A 19,285-nucleotide genomic window follows, 5' to 3' on the forward strand; every position below is an offset into this window, starting at 1 on the left:
AACTTCCGATCGTTCTCCGATCGCGCCCCGATGGTGACCGGGGATTCATCGGGGATCCATCGGGGATCGACCGTGTTTTGAAAGAATCAAGGCCGGACAAAGGCAGGCCTTGGGCAGAACGAAGACTCCCCCTGTCTTCGCCCGTTCTACCGGCACTGCGCCCTACCTCCCGCTCGTCATTGCGATGAGCTTCGCGAATAAGCAACCCCGAAGGGCTCATCGTAGATAATCTATTGTTTTGTTCTATCGGGCGACTAGAAAGATCTTTGTCACTCTGTAACTCCGTTACTTTGTCACTTTGGCCAACGGCCATACCTCTTCCACCCCCATTAAAATTCTTCATTTTTTGGATTCATTAGTGTGACCTAATGAAGGCGGAACTGAGAGCTTATCCAATCAATAACCTACCGTACCTAATCCTTGATTAGGCCACACGGTTCAATAAAATAGTTAACTGAATATCAAGGATGTGCCAAATGAGAGTTCAAGTAATATAATCGGTTTATAATGCACACCGCAAGAAATAGAAAAGTCATCCTAGATGACTAAGCATCCGAAGCTACTCGGGGGCCGAAATAATGTTTTTTTGCAGTTGTTTTCTCATAACTTGTTTATGTTATGAGTCTCCAGGAAGGTAAGAAAATACTATAGCGGGCTCCTACCAACCGCACTGTTAGCTTCCGACGGCTTTGGAACGGAAAACGATAGGGCCCATACGCTATAGGTATATCAAAGATATACAAAATATCGTAATGGGCATTAAACCTATCGCCTCGTCCAATTGAAAGTCGGAATTCACAGCCGAGACTCTTTTTGTTTAATGCATGAGCAATTTTAATTGCTACTCATAATCAAAGGTAATCATTAAAACTTTAGAATCAAACACAAAATCAACTTTAGTTTCTAAAGTAAATATCAAAAATTAAGTAAACACTATTCCCATTGCTATTTTAGGTTTTATATGGATAATAAAGATGATGTTCCAAATAGTTTAGGTTCTTTTTTAACGAAAAAAGGAATTCAAAATATTGATATTTATGTCAAGACTTCAATTTCAACTAGTAAGTTAAGTCAGTTAAGAAATGGCACTCTAAAAAGCATTGATGCGGAGGATTTTGTATTAATTGCAAAAAGTGCTGATATACCAATTGAGGAGATGCTAATTAATACATATCCTACCTTAATATTAAATAATAGTAAAACTAAGATTGAAGATTCAGAATCAGTAGAGGATTTTTTCTTGTATATTGAAGAAAAGGCATTATCTAAAATTTTTAAACTTACAGGAATCGTTGTTGATAGACTTAAATTTATTAGAAAAGGTTCAGTCAAACCCAAAGCACATGAATTATACTTAATAGAATTAGCCTCAAATGCACCAATTGGCTGTCTTTTTAAAATAAAATTTAAAAATATTCAGTTAAATTCTCCCGAAAAACAAAATGAATTAAGAGAGAAGGAAAGAGAAAAAAACAGAAATAAAAAACAATCTCATTCTAATTCACGCTAGTCCTGCTCTCTAAGCGGGATTATATTACCACAACCTTACTACAATATATCCTTGAAATCGATTGATTAGTATGGTGAAAACCGCTTATGCGTTTGCCCTATATGCCTAGCGTAACTATATTGTGTCCTAACTGTTAATTAATTTTATAAAAAGTCCGCACCAACATATCGCTCAATTTGTCACACTGGTTAAATAGTGAGTAAGAAATCATAAATTAGGTATTAGCAAAATGCCATACAGAATACTTCAATACATCCAAAACAGCCCTCCAAATACTCAAGAACTACGAAGCAGAACTGGAACAACCAATCCGTCCCCTATTCCTCGCCAACGCTCTGAAATCCTGCAACAGAACAAAAGGACTGCCAAAGATCAACAAGAAGAAGGATGATAATTCGAGGTTTGTTTATGAAATCGATATCATAAAAGCTATGTCAAAATAATATATTCAATTATTATAAATGGCACAGTTTGATTTACACCCTCTATCCTAGGGAAAGTCCATGGAATATCTACCCTACTACAACTTCATAATCTAACTCCGAAAATTCAAATCCCGTTATCCCGCTTTCTTCTATTCTCAACTTTAATTCGCTAGAGCAAATAACATCTGAATTCAACGGATTTAGTGGTACAAAATCAAATTTTTCTTTTAAACATATTCTATCTAAAATCATATCCTTTCCATATTCATCAAATGCTTGTTCATTGAATTCAGACCATGCCTCATAAGAACTAAAACTCTGTACAGTATCGTTCAATAAAAAGCTACTTTTTTCAAAATCAATATACTTCATTTTATTCAAACGTCGATACGTTGCGACAAATTGAAAAATCCAATATGTCATCTTATTTTCATGAAACAAAAGCTTCGTTTCGTAGAATCGATAATCTGGAGCAATACGAAAAAGTTGCAATAACTCCTTTAACTTGTTCGAAACATACCAATTTCCGTTATGAGGAAAGTCTCCAATACCACTAAACACATCAAATAGGCTCCACTCCCAATATTTTTTTTCATCGTAACTCTCTAACACAAAATAATCGAAGACAGGCGGATGACTTAAGAGTTCTCCAGCTCTTATCCTGTCGAAAAAATCTTCATGGTTGGGAACATTCCTTCCATTTGCACTACTATTAATCCGCCCACTTTCTGGAAAGTTAGCTTGTATTTTTATTCTATAACACTTCATAAACTACATATTCATTATATGATTCACATCTTTTATTCCTAGCAAAACCTCTCTTTCTAATTCTTTTTTTGTATTATCAATAAGATTTTGAATTCTTTCAAATGCCTTTTCTTGATTTGGTGATCTCTCCAAAATATCATTAATCTTTTGTGACATCAAATTGTCATACGCTGGATGATTAGCATGTCCCGTCTGCTCAAATTTTAAACTCTTCTTTGGCAAAGGTATTCCATTTTCTATATCATTAAAATCAAACTTTTTCCCGTTCTTCTCTGCCCACAAAAGTAATTCTTGTAATTCTTTATTCCCTTCTAGTACTTTGACCGGTATCACATGATGTACTTCGAAGTTCAGTGGCTCACCGAGTTTATACTCCTTAAATACATTGTTATACCAATCTTCAAAATTGCCATTCTTTACAACCTTATCAAAATATTTTTTCGCATACTCTTTTCCTACATCCGAGTCTAAAACCTTTCTGATTTTATGTCGGTTCTTATTGATGTCCTCAAACAACTCTTTAGCAGAACCAAATATTTTCTTCCCTTTCTTTATTGCTTCTCCCAATTTTTCAGCTATCTCGGGGAGCTCTTTGACAAAAGCGACTCCAGCCATAACTGTAACTACGGAGTTGCCAACCCCTCGCGTACCAAGGTGACTACGTCTACCAAAATCGGTATTTGAATTTTTCAGTTCCTTCCACTCTCCCTCTGTATTACCTGTTGCAGTCGTTGTAACCACATCAACCAATATTGGTACTATAGCCTTTGAGTCTTTGCCAATAGCCTCTTTAATGTCTTTTAGTCCATTGTATACATCAGTCCGTGCCTGTTTATCAGTCACCAAAGTGTATACTCCAGTAGCGAGGCTCGTAAGATCAGTGACTTTCATCGCCACGACTTCCGTAGTACCAGTCACTACTCCTGGTGCATGAATAACAGAACTATTCTCTGTACTTTCCAGATAAGTCTTCTGCTGGAATTCACCTGTCTTCAGTAATCCGACAACAACCGATGTCCCTTCATCAATTATTTCAACGAAGGTTGAGCCATTACCTATTCTAATCTTTTTACCATCGGCAAAGACTTCATTTTCATCTACAAAGTTTGGTGATTTGGAATCGAATGCAATAACATTATTCTTTGCGAGAAACTCGTTGGTGGAAGTCTGAATCGATTTTGAGATAGCTGGTAAATCGGCTTTCTTCGTTGCTAGCAGCGGAAGATCTTTTCTAATACCAAAAGATTTCATCTGAACTACACCGTTACTGTTTATTTCGTAGCGAACTCTCCTGTCTTCTTTATCACTCCACTCACCATTGGTAATCTGAGCATCGCTGAGCGGTTTTTCAATCTGCTTTAACTCACCATTGGTATCAATAACATAAATTCTATCTTCAACAGCTAGCTCTACTCCTGTTTTATTCTTAAACTCAGACAAGAAACCTTTCTTGATATTTTCAGTATTCGCCGTAGATGAATTATCAACAACTATAGAATACAGTCGACTTGGAACCGCTTCGACTGTATATGTAACATGCTTCTTCTTGGTACGGCTACCTGTTACACTTCCATCCTCTTTCATAGATTCTTTGTACACGAGTTTAGGAGCACTATAATCTATTTCGTTGTCTTTACCACTAAGACCAAAAACCACTCTAGCGGTTACAGATTTCCCTTTATCTTTAAACGAAATATCTCCATCTCTGAGAAGTTCTGCATCTTCCGAATAGACTGTAACTATATATCGGTGACCACTTTTGAATGTTATAGTCAATCTGACACCACCATCGTCTTCCTTCTCTATCGATTGCATCTCATCAGAGAATAGTTCATCTTGAAGCCATAATCCACCTGAGTTTGCAGCACGTTCTATCTCTTCACGAGCTCCCTCAACAACTTCGAATAGTGACTCGGTGGCTTTTACAGCGTTATCGATATCTTTGGAGTCTTTTGAAGTAGAGGCTGTTCGCGTCTGTTTCTTCGCGTCTTCGTATTTAGATATAATATCTTGTTTCTTCTCCTCCGGCAGCTTGCTTTTTTGTATCTTTTCGACAAAACCTTCGGAATCGAATACATCTTCTAAGAGACCCAAGAGCTCTTCTTTATTCTTCTCCGGATCTTGTGCAAGCTCTTTTAACTTATCTTTTTTATCCAAAAGCTTGGTCACAACATCAAACAGCAATTCTCCGATCTCCTTCACTTCATTACCAATCTCACTAAAGGTCGGCGCATCCTTCTCCTCCCAATCGACATCGAATATCGAATTGAAAAAGCCACCGATCAGCTGTCCTTCGGTATTGACTTCGATATTATCAAATTTAACTGCCAGACGTACAAAGCCTAGGAATGGGACATCCACATAGCCGATACCGCTGAACCGGCCATGACCGCCCTGTACACGTAAGAGCGTAACGGCAAAATCGCCTGCCATCACCACATCGCCCTGACGGAGTAGCTCCATAGGCTCGCGGTTGCTGATGCGGATATCAGGTCTGACACCACAGTCGGTCAGATCGACCTTGCGGGTCATCAGTGTTGTAAAGGTGGTGGGATCACTGAATACCGTACGCGCCTGGTCACAGACGGTACCTACACGTACTTCGTAAGCTGTATTCTCCTGAAGACCTGTGAGGGTATAGGTGCTGCCCTCGCTATCATAGCCAAACCAGGCATTGGCCGGATTACCGACGACCCGGTACTCGACGCGGTAGGCTTTGATCTGCGGGTCGGCAGCCCACTGTACCTCGGCACGCCCATGTGGCAGTGGTGTGATACTTACCGACATCGGGGCCATACAGGGGGCCTGATGCAGGAAGGTATAGATTCTGAGAAGTCATAACTGGAATACACGCAAGCCCTAAAGCCTATGTGCTTAACGATATAAAAGAGCTTTTGAAGCATCTGGCACTGACCAGTAAGAATCCTGAAGAGGTAGCCGTCGTTACTAAAGTGTGGGAGGAGTTCAAGAAATAATCTGTATATTTCCTCTATAAAAGCATTAAAATGGATGAGGAGAGTTACAAAATTCGCCTTAGATTACAACGCAATTATATTGCGTATCATGGAGAATTTATGTAAATTTGCTATACTACTTAAATTCAACAGAGTATGACTACAATTACTGCAAAAATATCGAACGAGAAGGATGTAAAAGTTCTTAGAGAAATCTTAGAGCGTTTCGGTATATCGTATGTCGTCAATGAATCCCCTGAAGATTATAAACTTTCGAAAGCTCAGATTGCTGATTTTGAAAAGACGCAAAAAGAGTTTTTAGAGGGAAAATCTACTGCCAAAACTTGGGATGACATAAAAAAAGAGCTTAATAGTGTACACTCTTAAGCTACTAAAGAGAGCTGAAACGAGCTGTTAAATTCCTGCGATTGGTACGAAGAGCAAAAAAAGGGATTGGCCCGACGTTTTCTTAAAGAGCTGGACACACGTTTTAAGTTGATAACAAAAACTCCCCAGTTATACCAGACTCAAGGCGATGGCAACATTCGTTGTGCACCTCTAAAAAAATTTCCTTTCTTAATTATCTACTGGCATGACGAAAGTCTGAAAACAGTTTTCGTGATATCTATATTTCACACCAGCAGGGAGACCATTCTTTAAGATCATTCTATTATTGATATTTTTGACAGATGATCGAAGTCGAATACATAGTATCGGTACGCAAACCTGAAAAACCAGACGTGGTCATGGCACGGATGGACTATGTGATCATCTGTCAGGTAATCGAAAGACTCAACGAAATCGGTATGAGTGATGATGAGCTTTCATTACTCCTTGGAAAACCCAATAATTACGTCTTTGGCTTCATCGTTAAACCCAGTGACAAGAACAGATTCCCCCGCTGGTGCGAGCTTTAAGCTCGTATCCACATTATCCTTTCGAATCTTTAGTCTCTTATACGATGGATATACTCTCCGCATTCATCTCCCTAAAAATAAACAGAAAACATTAGATAGGAAAAAGCACCATTCGAATGAATGGTGCTTTTTCCTATAGGTTATTCTATCTGACAATAAAGATTACCGCTTACTCAGGTTAAACTTTCTATTACTTTTTCGTCAATGATTTCTGTTCCATTATTCAACAGAAAAGCATCTAAATAGTTTGCCATCTCTAATAACTTGTACAGGTGCTTTTTGGTTATTTTCTTTTGAAAGGTTGTACCAATTACATTTAGTTCATTATTAAAACTAATCACGACCTCATAATAACCTTTTTTATTATTAAATTCAGCTAACGCCTTTCGTTTTGAAGAATTCAAAATTCCTTCTCTTGCCCAAACCGGAACTTTATCTAAATTTTCTAACAAATGGATTCCATCTTGTGTATTTTCATACCAAGTAAAGTAATCGTTATTAAGTTCAACAAAGTCTACCCACTTGATAAAATCTAACTTTCCTTGAATTAAATTAATATTCTTGAATTTCTGTTTCGCAATCCAAGGATCTTTAATTTTTCTCATAACAATTTTATTTAACAAAATTTTCAAGTGCATTTATCTCAAAACTAATGTTTGGATACTCTTTCTTCAACTTATTTAACCAACTAGACTCCAACTCTAGTGTAATATTCTCTTTACGCATATAAATATGCACTTCTGCTCTATTGTATTGTATATTTTTACCATTCCAAGTTATGCCTTTATTTAGCCCCCCGCCAATTGAATTTTGCAAATTTGATATATTATTTTTAATGCTATTTGTCTTCAACCAATCCTCAACATTTTTAGTAGTGGTTGTTTTCATAGACACAACTGTTTCTGCAAAAATATTGTTCCCTACCTCTCCAGTCTTCTTATAGAAGTCTATGGCTTTAAAATTATCAGCAATATAGGCCGTATGGCTCCAGCCGTCTTTTGGCGTATAACGATAGTATCCCATCGCATCCTCGAACCAAGACCGCTCTATAAAGATCTCCGGATAGTACTTTTCCCAAGATTTAGCTATCAAAGATAGATTTTCATCCAATGGTTTGGTAATGAATTCGGATAATAGTACATCAACAATCGCTTTGATCTCTTTGATCTTCCCCAACTCATCCAAGCTCTTTTCAGAACCAACGACAGCAGTGATCTTATTATTATCAATATCAATCTCTCTAGAATCTCATTCTGCATCGTCTCTATTCTGTTAACATTGACGCCGTTAATTGTTATCTTTTTTTTCATGCTTTACGACTAATTTACAACACATTACAAAACCTCTAGAAAATCAACATAATACAAGTTCATTCCATCAATAGTTTTATGCTATCCTTAGGCTCAACTATCTCAGGATGATGTTTATCAGAGAGCAAATAACACACGCCAAGGTAGATTTATCGTTCATTATGGACGAGGCTGTATTAATAATCATCTGGAAAATTCATTTTATAACCTTCATACAAATTGAAGTAAACTTTAAGAATTTCAGTTAGATCATCATAATCTCGAAAATTTGGATATTTTAAATAACCATTGTCGTCGATTCCATTTTCTATTTCGATTAACTTACAAATTGTTGATATAGCTCCACCAGAAATGTGCCTTTTTGTTTTATCGATTGTCCCAAACATGATTTCAACCAACCCATATTTTAAAGACAAATGAAAATAGAAATCGTAATTATTCCTCTTTTCTATGATTTTAAAAAAGTTTTCTTTTTTTATAAATTTAGCGTTATAGCCCAATGCTTCTATAAGATCTAAAATCTTCTCATTAGAATAGCTGTATAACCTATCTTCGAATTGATATTTTTCACTTAAGTTCTTAACTATTTTATATAGATCTATTCTTTCATAAAGATCTTTCATTGTCTCATTTAATCTATTCATCTCTAAATCTTATTTCAATGTTATAATCCTTTTTCGCAATATCTTTATACTTAGATATCTTATCAAACGTCTTATTACTTGATGGAATTTCTAAAATTTGTCTACCAACTAATTTTTGACCATCAATCTCAGGATATTTATTCGAACGAATGATAGTTCCTGCCGAGTATTTACTCTGCATCTCTTTTAAGTATCCTTTAAAAGTATCCTCTTTTATTTCCGATAAAGTTGTCGCCTTTCGAGAAAAGATTTCTTCCTTGATCGCATCATATGAGTCCAATCGCTTTCCATTTGATAAATAAATCTCATCAAATTGATACCATCTGTTTTCTTTTGCTTTTCTATTAAAATCATTTCCACGTTTAAAGAATTGTTGCACTTCTTCCCAGGATAACTTATTGCCTTTTTTAGCAGCAATGTCGTTAAGTTCGTTTATCCCGCTTTCAAGGACATCAGCGTCAATTAATCCAGTCTCTTTAGCTTTTTTGAACTATGTTATGATTTTTGAACATTGCTGTCCACGGAATGATATTATGGGCTTGTAGTGCTTTATCGGTTATACCCAATACCTACCTTAGCAGACCGCTATTTTTCCCGAAATCTATTGTACCATCGGCCAATATCGTCCAAGTAAGTAATTTCTTGTTCAGAACAGAGGTGGCTTTGATCCCCCGCTGGTGCGAGCTTTAAGCTCGTATCCACATTAGGCTTTCGAATCTTTAGTCTCCTATACGACTGGGATGCTCTCACACTCATCTTCCTAAAAATAAACAGAAAATAGCAGATATGAAAAAGCACCATTCGAATGAATGGTGCTAGAAACAATCTCCTTGACAGACATTAGTTTATTTCACACTCTCTCCTTTATAAAAATCATCCTTCCGAGTATTCTGGAGAATATTTTTTCAGTTTCTTGGTTGCCTCAATAAGTTTATCTTTAATTTCTAAAAACTCTTCCTTGGACTGAGTAAAATCATTTCGGGTGGCTATAATATAACATCCACCTTCTACTTTAAGCACCTCAAAGCCTATATCATCAGGAGTTTTTATTTTACTATCATCGGAGAAATATGTGATCCAGCCAAGAGGATATTTAATCTTAAGAGGAAGATACAAATCCATGTACTGTTCAATAGTGATCTTTACACCACTATACAGAGGACGCAAGTTCATATTAATTAATTTTAGCACACTAAAATACCAGTCAAAATCATAATCACTATTTTCAAAAGGAAAATGCTTGATCGAAAATGAAGAGAACTTACTAGAGGAGATATTTCCAGTAATGGAAAAGTGCTTTTTACTAGTATCATCAAAATCCAGTAAAAAGCTGAATCCAAAATCTCTACCAAAATTGATTATCGGATTTATGACATTGTTATACTGCTGAATATCAGACAAATTCATACTCAACATAGTATCTGACAGTTTATCAACAAGTTCATTCAAATCATCTTTAGTTAAATTAAAATCTGTTCTTGGAAAATCCAATTTTGAATAAGTAAATTTGGAAAACACTTCATCATAGCTTCTCAAGATATCTAATAATGATATTATCTTGATAGCTGTTTCTTTAATTGTTAACACCTCCGGTGATAGTACAAATGATAAACTAAAAATATTTCTTGCCATTTTACTTCATTGTTTTAATTTGAGGCGCATAAATCACTTCAATCTTTATTCCGTTATCTTTAAACAGATTCCTTACCCCCCGTTGGTGCGAGCTTTAAGCTCGTTTCACATTATCCTTTCGAATCTTTGGCCTCCTATACGACTGGGATGCTCTCACACTCATCTTCCTAAAAATAAACAGAAAATAGCAGATATGAAAAAGCACTAATCATTCGAATAGTGCTCGATATATGCTACGACGATTTATTGGTCGTATGACATCTCGTATCTAAATATTATTCCAAAACGTACAGAACATTGTTAGAATCTCGCAGGTACAATTTACCTTCGTGGTATACTGGTTTGTCAAACTGGGCATCTTCCTCTAAAGGAAAATCCTGTATAAAATCTATCTCGGAAGTATTCAGATCAAGAGCGCCAAACTTGGCATTCTCTCCACGGCCAGATACAAACCAAAGCTTGTCATCCGTAATGGTATTGTTAGGCGCGAATGGAGAAATTCCAGAATCCCAGTATTCTTTTAAATCTTTATTAACCAATAATTTTCCTTCAAAAGGATCTATTACTTGGTAATACCGGCCTCCATATCCCCTCAACAACTTATGCTTATAATCGATCTGAAAATCCACAAGATTATCAAACTCCCATAACATCTCTCCAGTTTTGACACTTAAGCCGATGATTTTGGAGTTGCTTACGTTAGCATCCGTACAGCTAAAAAACAATATATCGTCTATAGCCTGCACTGAGCCAAAAATCTTAAAACCATCGGGTAAAGTGTAGTGCCAAATCCTCTTAGTTGTGACTAAATCGATTCTTATTAGTTGTTTGGTATTGAAACTATCTCTAAGTAAAAGGACATTTTTATCCAACAAATTGAAATAAGCAAAACTGTATGGAATTGACCATATTAAGACACTACCATCATACAACTGTAAGACTTCATCCTCGCTTCCTTTACAAACTATTGTCTGCCTATTATCAATAGGCTCTATAAAATTAGCTTCAACTGTAATCAACAAAAAAAGCTTATTATCATCTTGATCTAAATAATAAAAACGTTCGCCTTTACTAACATATATAACAGAGTGTCTTTCATAAATGTCCGTAAAATCATCTATCACACTTATATCTCCCTTAATATCATACCTATTTAACATAGTATCAGTAACTGTGTATATACCATTCGACATAAACACTTTCGCAATCTTACTCCTACGATCAATTAATTTCATACTATTTAACATCTATTTTGATAAAAACATTTTCTAAATTTTCCTTCAAGGTTTTCTTAAACTTATTGATATTTCTTTCACCTATAAACTTCTCTGCAAGATCCTTGGTTATAGTATCCATATTATCAATTGCTCTTTCCATATTCTGCTTGAAATTAGCAGGATTTTTCTTCCCATCAAAGACCCATCTTATCTGATCTAAAGATGTCACTTCTCTATTACTTAAATCTTTTAAAAACTGTTCAGAAAAATTATTAGGAGGTACTTCTTGTACAGACTTAAACTCATAAAGAACTTTACGACCGCTAGTTTCAGTGACACTTACATCCACATATCTCCTGCCAGCATCGGTTTTGAACATATCTTCAAAGGTCAGTTTCTTACCACTAAAATCATCGAGGTTTTTGCCTATATATTCTAAAGTCCAATTTGCACCGTCCCTGAAATTATAATCCCTTCCTAAGCTTTTTACAAGATCATCAAAATTTTCAAGTTTGATGCCTTTTACATCCAGATTATCTATCACTTTACTGATATTATCCAAAACATCGGTATAAGATTTACCCGAGACGCCCGATATCTCTGCCAGATGCCGTATATCCACCTTTAACTCGATCAGCTTTTTATTCGTAGAAAGATCTGTGAGCTTTATTAGCGCATCATTAGTTTTTCTGAGATTGGTATGTCCTGCATCATTTAAGGCATTCCAGCTCTTAGCTAAAGCAGTTCTTTCAGATACCGAAGCATTCTCGAATAACTCTTTTAGAACTTTACTGTTGTCAAGATCACTTCTTAATAAGTTTCTTGTTGCATCTGTCCAATCTAACTCCCTAAGGAATCCATCTATGTTGCCAAGAGTCTTATCGACATTGACAGTCCCCTCTTTTTTACCTTTCAGGAACTTAGTATAACCAGCTAGTTTGCTCGGCGCTATCAACAACTCAGGGAGCAGCAGTCCTACATTCAAAGATAGTAATTCGCGGTATCCTTTTTCTATAGACTGTGCTAATATTTCTGCCGAAATAAATGCTGGCACAATGATATCATCCCCGCCGAAGCTGAGTACCGTAGGGTATGTTCCCGTAAAATGCTGCACCGTAGCTTCGTTACAGTCTGCTACAGTACTTTTATTTAAATCAATAAGACCGCTACCAAACTTAATGGTATTATCTGCTGTCGAGAGACAGGTAACCACATACATGTTTTTAGACACTTCATTATCCAAAGAGGTAATGACACGTCTAGGCTCCTCTTGACCTGTCCAGGTTGTCGATAATGCATTTACAAAAACCGCTATAAAATCGTCCTGTCTGTCAAAACGTTTTAATAGGCGCATCGCAAAACGTATATCCTCATTGACTCTCGACGCCAGGAAAGAAGGAGTTATATGTGCAACGACATTTAATATTGCTCTCTCTTTTCGATCGGTAACAAATGTTCCGGATTCAAGCTTCTTAATAAACGCCCATTTCTCCTCGTCACTGAAAGTTTTCAGTACAAAATCCGGAGCTTCAGCAAGAATATAATCTATCGTATTCGTCTGACGTAAAGCACTCTTGAACCCTGAAACAATTTCCTCACTATAATGATCGGTATATCGGATACCTTGCTGCTCAAATATGTGCTGCATTTCCTTATGCCGCTTTGTAGAAAGACTGATGGCAACACTATCCCCGGTTTCAAAATAATAAAACAGTCCAAAGTGAACAGTATTGTCCAAGACCTCAACCGAGCCTGAAATCCGATCTCTCGTCAATCTCACCTTTCCTTTTTCAAGTGATAGCTTTCCTTCCAGATTGAAAGTATGGGGTTTTCCATCGATAACCGCTGTATACTTCTTGTCTATAGGAATACTGGTTATGACATGCTCCCGGATAATCTCTTCGAACTCTTTGCTAAGGAAAAGTCGATAGTCATAATCTACTGTTTTGCCAAAATTGTCTCGAAGCCAACCTAGGAGTTTATCGTAATCTATATGACTGGTCAATTCATTCAGTGCCTTAGCTTTTGATCCCGCTTCCGAATTATCTTTCGCTGCGAGACGTTCTATCTCTTCACGAGCTCCCTCCACAACTTCGAATAGTGACTCGGTGGCTTTTACAGCGTTATCGATATCTTTGGAGTCTTTTGAAGTAGAGGCTGTTCGCGTCTGTTTCTTCGCGTCTTCGTATTTAGATATAATATCTTGTTTCTTCTCCTCCGGCAGCTTGCTTTTTTGTATCTTTTCGACAAAACCTTCGGAATCGAATACATCTTCTAAGAGACCCAAGAGCTCTTCTTTATTCTTCTCCGGATCTTGTGCAAGCTCTTTCAACTTATCTTTTTTATCCAAAAGCTTGGTCACAACATCAAACAGCAATTCTCCGATCTCCTTCACTTCATTACCAATCTCACTAAAGGTCGGCGCATCCTTCTCCTCCCAATCAACATCGAATATAGAATTGAAAAAGCCACCGATCAGCTGTCCTTCGGTATTGACTTCGATATTATCAAATTTAACTGCCAGACGTACAAAGCCCAGGAATGGGACATCCACATAGCCAATACCGCTGAACCGGCCATTACCGCCCTGTACACGTAAGAGGGTAACGGCAAAATCGCCTGCCATCACCACATCGCCCTGACGGAGTAGCTCCATAGGCTCGCGGTTGCTGATGCGGATATCAGGTCTGACACCACAGTCGGCCAGATCGACCTTGCGGGTCATCAGTGTTGTAAAGGTGGTGGGATCACTGAATACCGTACGCGCCTGGTCACAGACGGTACCTACACGCACTTCGTAAGCCGTATTCTCCTGAAGACCTGTGAGGGTATAAGTGCTACCCTCGCTATCGTAGCCAAACCAGGCATTGGCCGGATTACCAGCGACCCGGTACTCGACGCGGTAGGCTTTGATCTGCGGGTCGGCAGCCCACTGTACCTCGGCACGCCCATGCGGCAGTGGTGTGATACGTACCGACATCGGGGCCATACAGGGTGCCTGATGCAGGAAGGTATAGATCTCGCTGAACCCATTGTTCTTGAACAGCGGTATCTCCTCTACCCCTGCACGGCCTATGGCACGTACGCGCCAGGCGTACTGCTTGCCCGGCAATAGCGCCGGTTCGCCCGGACCATATAGCAGGGTAGTACTACGTGAGGTGGTCTGATACAGGGGCATACTGCTATGAAAGGCCGCATCGGGTGGTATCCCTGAATCCCAGATCTCGACTAGGGTAAATTCGTACTCGCCGGCGAAAGCCGCATTGGGCGAGGCCAGGTGGCGTGGGGTCCATTGAAAAACGATATGCTGCGGATCGCGGTACGGTACGGTGCTGCCCCGCAGGGGAAGATTGAGCAGTGGCGGTTCAGCCAGCGTGAGCCAGGCCATCGCAAACTGTCCCTTAGAGAGCATCTGCCCTGTTGTAATCTCTATAGCATCGAATGAAAAGCGATAATAACCATCGGGAAGCAGCGCCCCCTGAATGTACTGGGCTCTGGACATGCCTTTGAGCAGTAGATTATCTACCGCAAAATAGGGCGCCAGATCCTGTAGACTGAGGCGCAATGGAATACCGGCCTCGAGTATTATCTCTGGATAGTAACCATCATCGCGCGAGCGCAGACTGACCTGCTGCCCTTCGATCTGCATACGCAGACGCACCCGTAATACGGGTTTGCGCATATCCTGATTGGTCAGTGTCGCCACAAGACGCTCATGGGTACCGCTGTAATAATCGGCCAGCCTCGGGCTGTAAGGCGGTATAATCTGCGTAATAGACTGCACCGGAAACTGCTGTCCATAGGAGACCGAGCCCACTAACAGCAGTGTCCATAACAGACCTATTATCATATATAACTGTCTCTTCATCTTTTATATCGTAATACAGGGTAAATACGCTCCCTTCGTTTTATAATCCATATTCGCTCCATCTGTAACTGATTGTAAACCGCAGTGTATTGGCCAACGGATTGATCCGCCCGGTAGGCAGAACATAGGATGTACCAAAGCTCCACTCGCCATAGCCTATCGTGGCGCCGGCCGTAAAATATTTTCGGTTGCCGTACTGAGGCTGGCTATGGAAGTAGCCTGCACGCAGGGCAAACTGATTGTTATAATCCCATTCTACCCCTGTCGCTAAGCTATAGCGGGATAATTCGGAGGCTTTTTCTGCCTGACGGTCATTGTCTGCCACCAACAGGCGATTGATATCGACACTGAAAGATAATCTCGATGCCTCATCGAGCCCATAGTCCAGACCGGCACCGGCTTTCAGATTGGTAGGCAGCGCTTCTTTGTCCATACCGTACGTCATCGGACTACCGATATTGGATACGGAAAGGCCATAATTCATCCGTGATGCACGCTGTCCCAAAGACAACGCATGGTGCGCGTAGAATCCAAGATCCATAGCGAAGGCACTGCTCCCTCCGATATCATACCCGATATCCTGGGCGCTCAACCGGGAATGTATGTACCGAGGGGTGATCGATAGTGCCAGTCCATCGGTCAATCGGTAGGCATAGGCAATATCTATTGCAAATTCGGTGGGCTTTACCAACTGCACGTACTGTCCTTGCTGATCGGTAAAATTGATATCGCCCCAAGAGAAAAAGCGCAGCCCTCCAGCCAAGGTGTGACGCTCGGACAGCCGATAGTGGCTGGCCATGGACATCAGGCGGACATCAGAGACCACATTACGTAGCCATGGGGTATAGTGGGCAGCTATGGCAAATTTATCTTCGATAGCACCATATTTGGCGCTGTTCCAAAAGATACTGTTGACATCGGGACGGGTAGCCACACCAACATCGCCCATACCGGAGCTGCGCGTATCGGGTGCTATCCGTAAAAAGGGAACTGCTATGCGTACATTGCCGCGGTCGCCCCCATCGGGCAGAACCTGCCCATATAAGGGCGAAAGCAGTAGGTATAACCAGTGGACCAGACTGCTAATCAATAGTGCAAGGTAACGAATCAGTCTGTTCATGGCCGTACCTCCTCTGTTGCACTATCGGATGCATGCATGCGTGCACGCTGCTCCAGATAGTATTGGTAATAGTGGAACAATTGTATGCTATTCTCCATCTTGTCCAGATTATCCTTGGTCATGATCAACAGATTGTACATGTCCTCAGGCACTTTCATTATCTCGGTAATGAAGGGGGAGATATGACGCTCGTAATCCAGTACATCATTCCGGGCCGGGAATGGCCCCACATAAAGGAACTGATGTTCTTGATTCACATCTTTGACATAATGATTGATAGTACGATCCCGACGTCGGTTACGATTGAACTGCCCCAGACCGTATCTGCTCGGAGGCATGTTGATACGCCAATCGAAAACATTAATGACGTAGTAGTAGGTGCTGTTTTCTGGAAAGATATTCAGACCAAGGTAAGGATTAGGTCCAAAATCGATATGTATCTTCTGCAACTCCAAGGCTAAGTCTTCGGGGCGCCCTTTGGGATCTGCAGCATACCGCTGGGCAATATGACGCAACTCGCGCATGGCCGGAAGTATGCTGACCTCGGGTGGCGATTCTACGCTGTGCTTTTCCGTTTCTATAGTTTTTGTACCGTCTACTGCTAAGGGCTTGTCTATGGACTCTACAGTTTTTGCTGCTTGCGCAGCTTCTGCCGTCTTAGCACGCGCTACCGGTGTACCTGTCTGCGCCTCGGCAACTGGCTTTGTAGGTATTACAGGTGTTACTTTCTTAGCTTCGGGCTTGCTATCCTGAACGGCTTTGGCCTGCGGATCAGTGACCGCAGCATTGTCCTTCGCTGGCTCTGTAGTCTTTTTGACCTGTGCAGGATCGCTCTCCAAGGCCTTGGCCAACGGTGACGTACTTAAATCCTCCTTAACAGGGGACTGGGTAGCTACCGAAGGTTCTGTTTTCTTAGCTTCGGGTTTGCTATTCTGGACAGCTGCTGCTGGCGGATTAGTACCTGCTGACTGCTGCTGTCCGGTCTCCTGTACAGGTACTGCCTCTTTGCCTGTAGGCAACTGTTTTTCTCTTGGAACGATATCACGCTGTACCTCCTTAGGGCTGTCGGGCACTTCCTCGACCGGATCCTCTTTTTGCTTTCGTTCTTTCTTATTTTTTCCTTTCCAAAAGTTGATAGCGGGCAATTTGACCTTAAATTTGTCTACAACAAAGGCGTAGTTATAGCTCATCGTTGCCGTCAGATCCTGTCTGCGCCCTAATACCGGTGTACTGCGCTGTTGATGTATAACATGTAACCCCAACATATGCCGCTTGAATAACACATAGCCCAGGGACATCCGGACATTGAAAACAGATATTCCCTGTCCACTGGCGGAGCCGGTACTGGTATTATAGGAACTGCTCAATGAGCTGCTTAAGGTATTGCTTAAGAATTTCTTATTGACCGCAACAGTAGGCCCTAATGTCCGGGTATCTTGTCTACCGATGGTATTGTGGGTATAATTGAACGAAGTAGAGACCTGCATGCTCTTCTGGGGCATACTAAGACTGTAAGTAGCCATACCGGAATAGAAGCCAGATCCACTGCCCCGCTGCACGACACCTCCCTGCTCATCGCTGGCAACCTGGTAGTTGAGATTGAGCTGTAAATTCTGCCCTAAGGTCTCCCTCTGTGAGAGGACGTAACTGATATTGGTATTGGCATTCTGCGAAAGCTGTATAAAGCTCAAGGTATCTGCCTGAAACATGGGATCTGCCGCGTTGATGTAATCAAACTGTGGCTTGATATTGACGTGTGTCTGAAAGTTGGAATAATTGACCGTGGCATTGAGCCTATCGGAAGGTGTAATATTAAGGTTGACCGCCCCTACAAATCTGCTGGTACGGGATGCCTTCTTACGATCTAGATCATCTCGTTGCAAGCCTAAGTTAAGTCCGAGATGAACCTTGTCACGGAATAAGGGTTGCATATAATTGAGCGTCATATTCTCTAAGTCATTATTGAAGTAGTAAGCACCAAGAGTCTGATAACCTGGAGCTATACGTTCGTAACCCAGGCCAACTACGGATCGTCTAAAACTATAATCTAAGCTGGTCTTCCAGGCGTGATAGGTACCGGCTCCCTGATCTACTCCGCCCAGCAAAGGATCGGCGGCCTCCATATTCCCGTCGCGGATATCCCGCTGCAGGATACTGATCCCATACTCGCCGCTCCATTTCATCTTGGGGTTTATCTGAAAAGAAGCATTGGCCGACAGGGCCACATTGTGCGAAGGCACTATGCCCAGACTGTCGGGCGGTAAGGGCAATGAGTTTTCCTTGTCGGTAGCGATAAATACGGTACCCCCTACCTGAAATCTGGTAGCTTCGTATCCGACCTTGGTACCGTAACCTATACGCTTATAGGTCGGCATCACAAAGGGCTGATCTGGATTGTAGGCAACAGCCCGCTGCAACCGACCATACATGGCACTGACGCGCCATGGCCCCGAAGTGGGTTCGATATCGACACCTGCCCCTCTAAACTGTACCGCACTGAGCGTATAGGGTGAGAAGGTCATCGATACATCGCCGATATGTCCACGCACGGACTTGTACGTAGGATGTAGACTCAGTCTGTTGGGAAGTGTGGGATAGTTGTACCGTGTTCCTGCGTTGGTGAAATTGAAAGAAAAAGGCATATTGATCCGTTGGAACAGACTGACCTGTAGGTTGCCATTGAAATGATAGTTGAACGGATCGCGGCCATACTGGCTGTCGCCGGTATACCCTACGGCACTGGCTGAAATATTGCCTGTAACCTTGACCGGCTGACTGTTTTTAAACTGCTCGCGAATACTATGGATATCGACCTGCTGGGCATAGACCATCCCATTGAGACTGGACAAAGTCAGGAATACGGTCCAAAACCATAAACGAAACACGGGATATCTGCTATTTCTACGCTCCAACATGCTCT

At 40.6% G+C, this 19,285-nt stretch carries 16 protein-coding genes; 4 read left to right on the plus strand and 12 right to left on the minus strand.

Annotated elements, in window-relative coordinates:
* Positions 1-343, minus strand: a 343-nt coding sequence (locus tag G7B18_RS00005; RefSeq protein ID WP_164121785.1) for a hypothetical protein, incomplete at its 3' end; no start/stop codon positions are given.
* A gap of 618 nt (positions 344-961) precedes the next feature.
* On the opposite strand from G7B18_RS00005, the gene G7B18_RS00010 reads away from it, so the two are divergent.
* Positions 962-1,510 (plus strand): hypothetical protein, encoded by a 549-nt coding sequence (locus G7B18_RS00010; protein ID WP_164121786.1) that lies wholly within the window; start codon positions 962-964, stop codon positions 1,508-1,510.
* 512 nt (positions 1,511-2,022) lie between these two features.
* Here the strand turns inward: G7B18_RS00010 and G7B18_RS00015 are convergent.
* Both G7B18_RS00015 and G7B18_RS00020 read right to left on the minus strand, forming a co-directional pair.
* On the minus strand, positions 2,023-2,703 hold the full coding sequence (locus G7B18_RS00015) for a hypothetical protein (protein WP_164121787.1): 681 nt from the start codon (positions 2,701-2,703) through the stop codon (positions 2,023-2,025).
* A gap of 3 nt (positions 2,704-2,706) precedes the next feature.
* Positions 2,707-5,490, minus strand: a complete 2,784-nt coding sequence (locus tag G7B18_RS00020; protein WP_164121788.1) for an AHH domain-containing protein — start codon at positions 5,488-5,490, stop codon at positions 2,707-2,709.
* 323 nt (positions 5,491-5,813) lie between these two features.
* Here G7B18_RS00020 and G7B18_RS00025 point away from each other — a divergent pair, with 323 nt between their 5' ends.
* The 3 genes from G7B18_RS00025 (at position 5,814) to G7B18_RS00035 (ending at position 6,574) form a co-directional block, all read left to right on the plus strand.
* Positions 5,814-6,044, plus strand: a complete 231-nt coding sequence (locus tag G7B18_RS00025; RefSeq protein WP_164111816.1) for a hypothetical protein — start codon at positions 5,814-5,816, stop codon at positions 6,042-6,044.
* Between the two features lie 24 nt (positions 6,045-6,068).
* Positions 6,069-6,317, plus strand: coding sequence for a type II toxin-antitoxin system RelE/ParE family toxin (locus G7B18_RS19325; protein WP_410528452.1), 249 nt, complete (start codon positions 6,069-6,071; stop codon positions 6,315-6,317).
* An 86-nt stretch (positions 6,318-6,403) separates the two neighbouring features.
* Entirely contained in the window at positions 6,404-6,574 is a 171-nt protein-coding gene (locus G7B18_RS00035; protein WP_164121790.1) for a hypothetical protein, read from the plus strand.
* 173 nt (positions 6,575-6,747) lie between these two features.
* Here the strand turns inward: G7B18_RS00035 and G7B18_RS00040 are convergent, their stop codons facing one another.
* The 9 genes from G7B18_RS00040 to G7B18_RS00080 form a co-directional block, all read right to left on the minus strand.
* A complete protein-coding gene (locus tag G7B18_RS00040) occupies positions 6,748-7,179 on the minus strand; it encodes a hypothetical protein (RefSeq protein ID WP_164121791.1) in 432 nt (143 codons plus the stop codon).
* A gap of 7 nt (positions 7,180-7,186) precedes the next feature.
* Positions 7,187-7,750, minus strand: a complete 564-nt coding sequence (locus tag G7B18_RS00045; RefSeq protein ID WP_164121792.1) for a hypothetical protein — start codon at positions 7,748-7,750, stop codon at positions 7,187-7,189.
* A 310-nt stretch (positions 7,751-8,060) separates the two neighbouring features.
* Complete coding sequence (locus G7B18_RS00050) at positions 8,061-8,528, minus strand: hypothetical protein (protein ID WP_164121793.1); 468 nt, start codon at positions 8,526-8,528, stop codon at positions 8,061-8,063.
* Positions 8,521-8,907: a hypothetical protein gene (locus G7B18_RS00055; RefSeq protein WP_164121794.1), complete on the minus strand. Its 387-nt coding sequence runs from the start codon at positions 8,905-8,907 to the stop codon at positions 8,521-8,523. Before G7B18_RS00055 ends, G7B18_RS00050 begins: the two co-directional genes overlap by 8 nt.
* A 494-nt stretch (positions 8,908-9,401) precedes the next feature.
* Positions 9,402-10,160 carry a hypothetical protein gene (locus G7B18_RS00060; RefSeq protein ID WP_164121795.1) on the minus strand — a complete coding sequence of 253 codons (759 nt, stop codon included), beginning with the start codon at positions 10,158-10,160 and terminating at the stop codon, positions 9,402-9,404.
* 275 nt (positions 10,161-10,435) lie between these two features.
* Positions 10,436-11,395: a hypothetical protein gene (locus G7B18_RS00065; RefSeq protein ID WP_164111814.1), complete on the minus strand. Its 960-nt coding sequence runs from the start codon at positions 11,393-11,395 to the stop codon at positions 10,436-10,438.
* Between the two features lies 1 nt (position 11,396).
* Positions 11,397-15,245 carry a fibronectin type III domain-containing protein gene (locus G7B18_RS00070; RefSeq protein WP_164121796.1) on the minus strand — a complete coding sequence of 1,283 codons (3,849 nt, stop codon included), beginning with the start codon at positions 15,243-15,245 and terminating at the stop codon, positions 11,397-11,399.
* Positions 15,246-15,285: 40 nt separating this feature from the next.
* The gene (gene porV, locus G7B18_RS00075; protein WP_164121797.1) at positions 15,286-16,365 is read right to left on the minus strand and encodes a type IX secretion system outer membrane channel protein PorV; all 1,080 of its coding nucleotides are present in this window, start codon (positions 16,363-16,365) and stop codon (positions 15,286-15,288) included.
* Entirely contained in the window at positions 16,362-19,280 is a 2,919-nt protein-coding gene (locus G7B18_RS00080) for a brain acid soluble protein 1 (protein ID WP_164121798.1), read from the minus strand. Before G7B18_RS00080 ends, porV begins: the two co-directional genes overlap by 4 nt.
* Between the last annotated feature and the right edge of the window lie 5 nt (positions 19,281-19,285).

The sequence above is a fragment of the Sphingobacterium sp. xlx-130 genome, from assembly GCF_011007405.1.
Taxonomy (GTDB): Bacteria; Bacteroidota; Bacteroidia; order Sphingobacteriales; family Sphingobacteriaceae; genus Sphingobacterium; species Sphingobacterium luzhongxinii.

What these genes read in the sequence shown, in the direction of transcription:
- G7B18_RS00035 (WP_164121790.1), top strand. Translation starts at nt 6,404, where the DNA reads ATGGCACGGATGGACTATGTGATCATCTGTCAGGTAATCGAAAGACTC.
- G7B18_RS00025 (WP_164111816.1), top strand. Translation starts at nt 5,814, where the DNA reads ATGACTACAATTACTGCAAAAATATCGAACGAGAAGGATGTAAAAGTT.
- porV (WP_164121797.1), bottom strand. Translation starts at nt 16,365, where the DNA reads ATGAACAGACTGATTCGTTACCTTGCACTATTGATTAGCAGTCTGGTC.
- G7B18_RS00010 (WP_164121786.1), top strand. Translation starts at nt 962, where the DNA reads ATGGATAATAAAGATGATGTTCCAAATAGTTTAGGTTCTTTTTTAACG.
- G7B18_RS00050 (WP_164121793.1), bottom strand. Translation starts at nt 8,528, where the DNA reads ATGAATAGATTAAATGAGACAATGAAAGATCTTTATGAAAGAATAGAT.
- G7B18_RS00065 (WP_164111814.1), bottom strand. Translation starts at nt 11,395, where the DNA reads ATGAAATTAATTGATCGTAGGAGTAAGATTGCGAAAGTGTTTATGTCG.
- G7B18_RS00070 (WP_164121796.1), bottom strand. Translation starts at nt 15,245, where the DNA reads ATGAAGAGACAGTTATATATGATAATAGGTCTGTTATGGACACTGCTG.
- G7B18_RS00020 (WP_164121788.1), bottom strand. Translation starts at nt 5,490, where the DNA reads ATGTCGGTAAGTATCACACCACTGCCACATGGGCGTGCCGAGGTACAG.
- G7B18_RS00080 (WP_164121798.1), bottom strand. Translation starts at nt 19,280, where the DNA reads ATGTTGGAGCGTAGAAATAGCAGATATCCCGTGTTTCGTTTATGGTTT.
- G7B18_RS00060 (WP_164121795.1), bottom strand. Translation starts at nt 10,160, where the DNA reads ATGGCAAGAAATATTTTTAGTTTATCATTTGTACTATCACCGGAGGTG.
- G7B18_RS00015 (WP_164121787.1), bottom strand. Translation starts at nt 2,703, where the DNA reads ATGAAGTGTTATAGAATAAAAATACAAGCTAACTTTCCAGAAAGTGGG.
- G7B18_RS00040 (WP_164121791.1), bottom strand. Translation starts at nt 7,179, where the DNA reads ATGAGAAAAATTAAAGATCCTTGGATTGCGAAACAGAAATTCAAGAAT.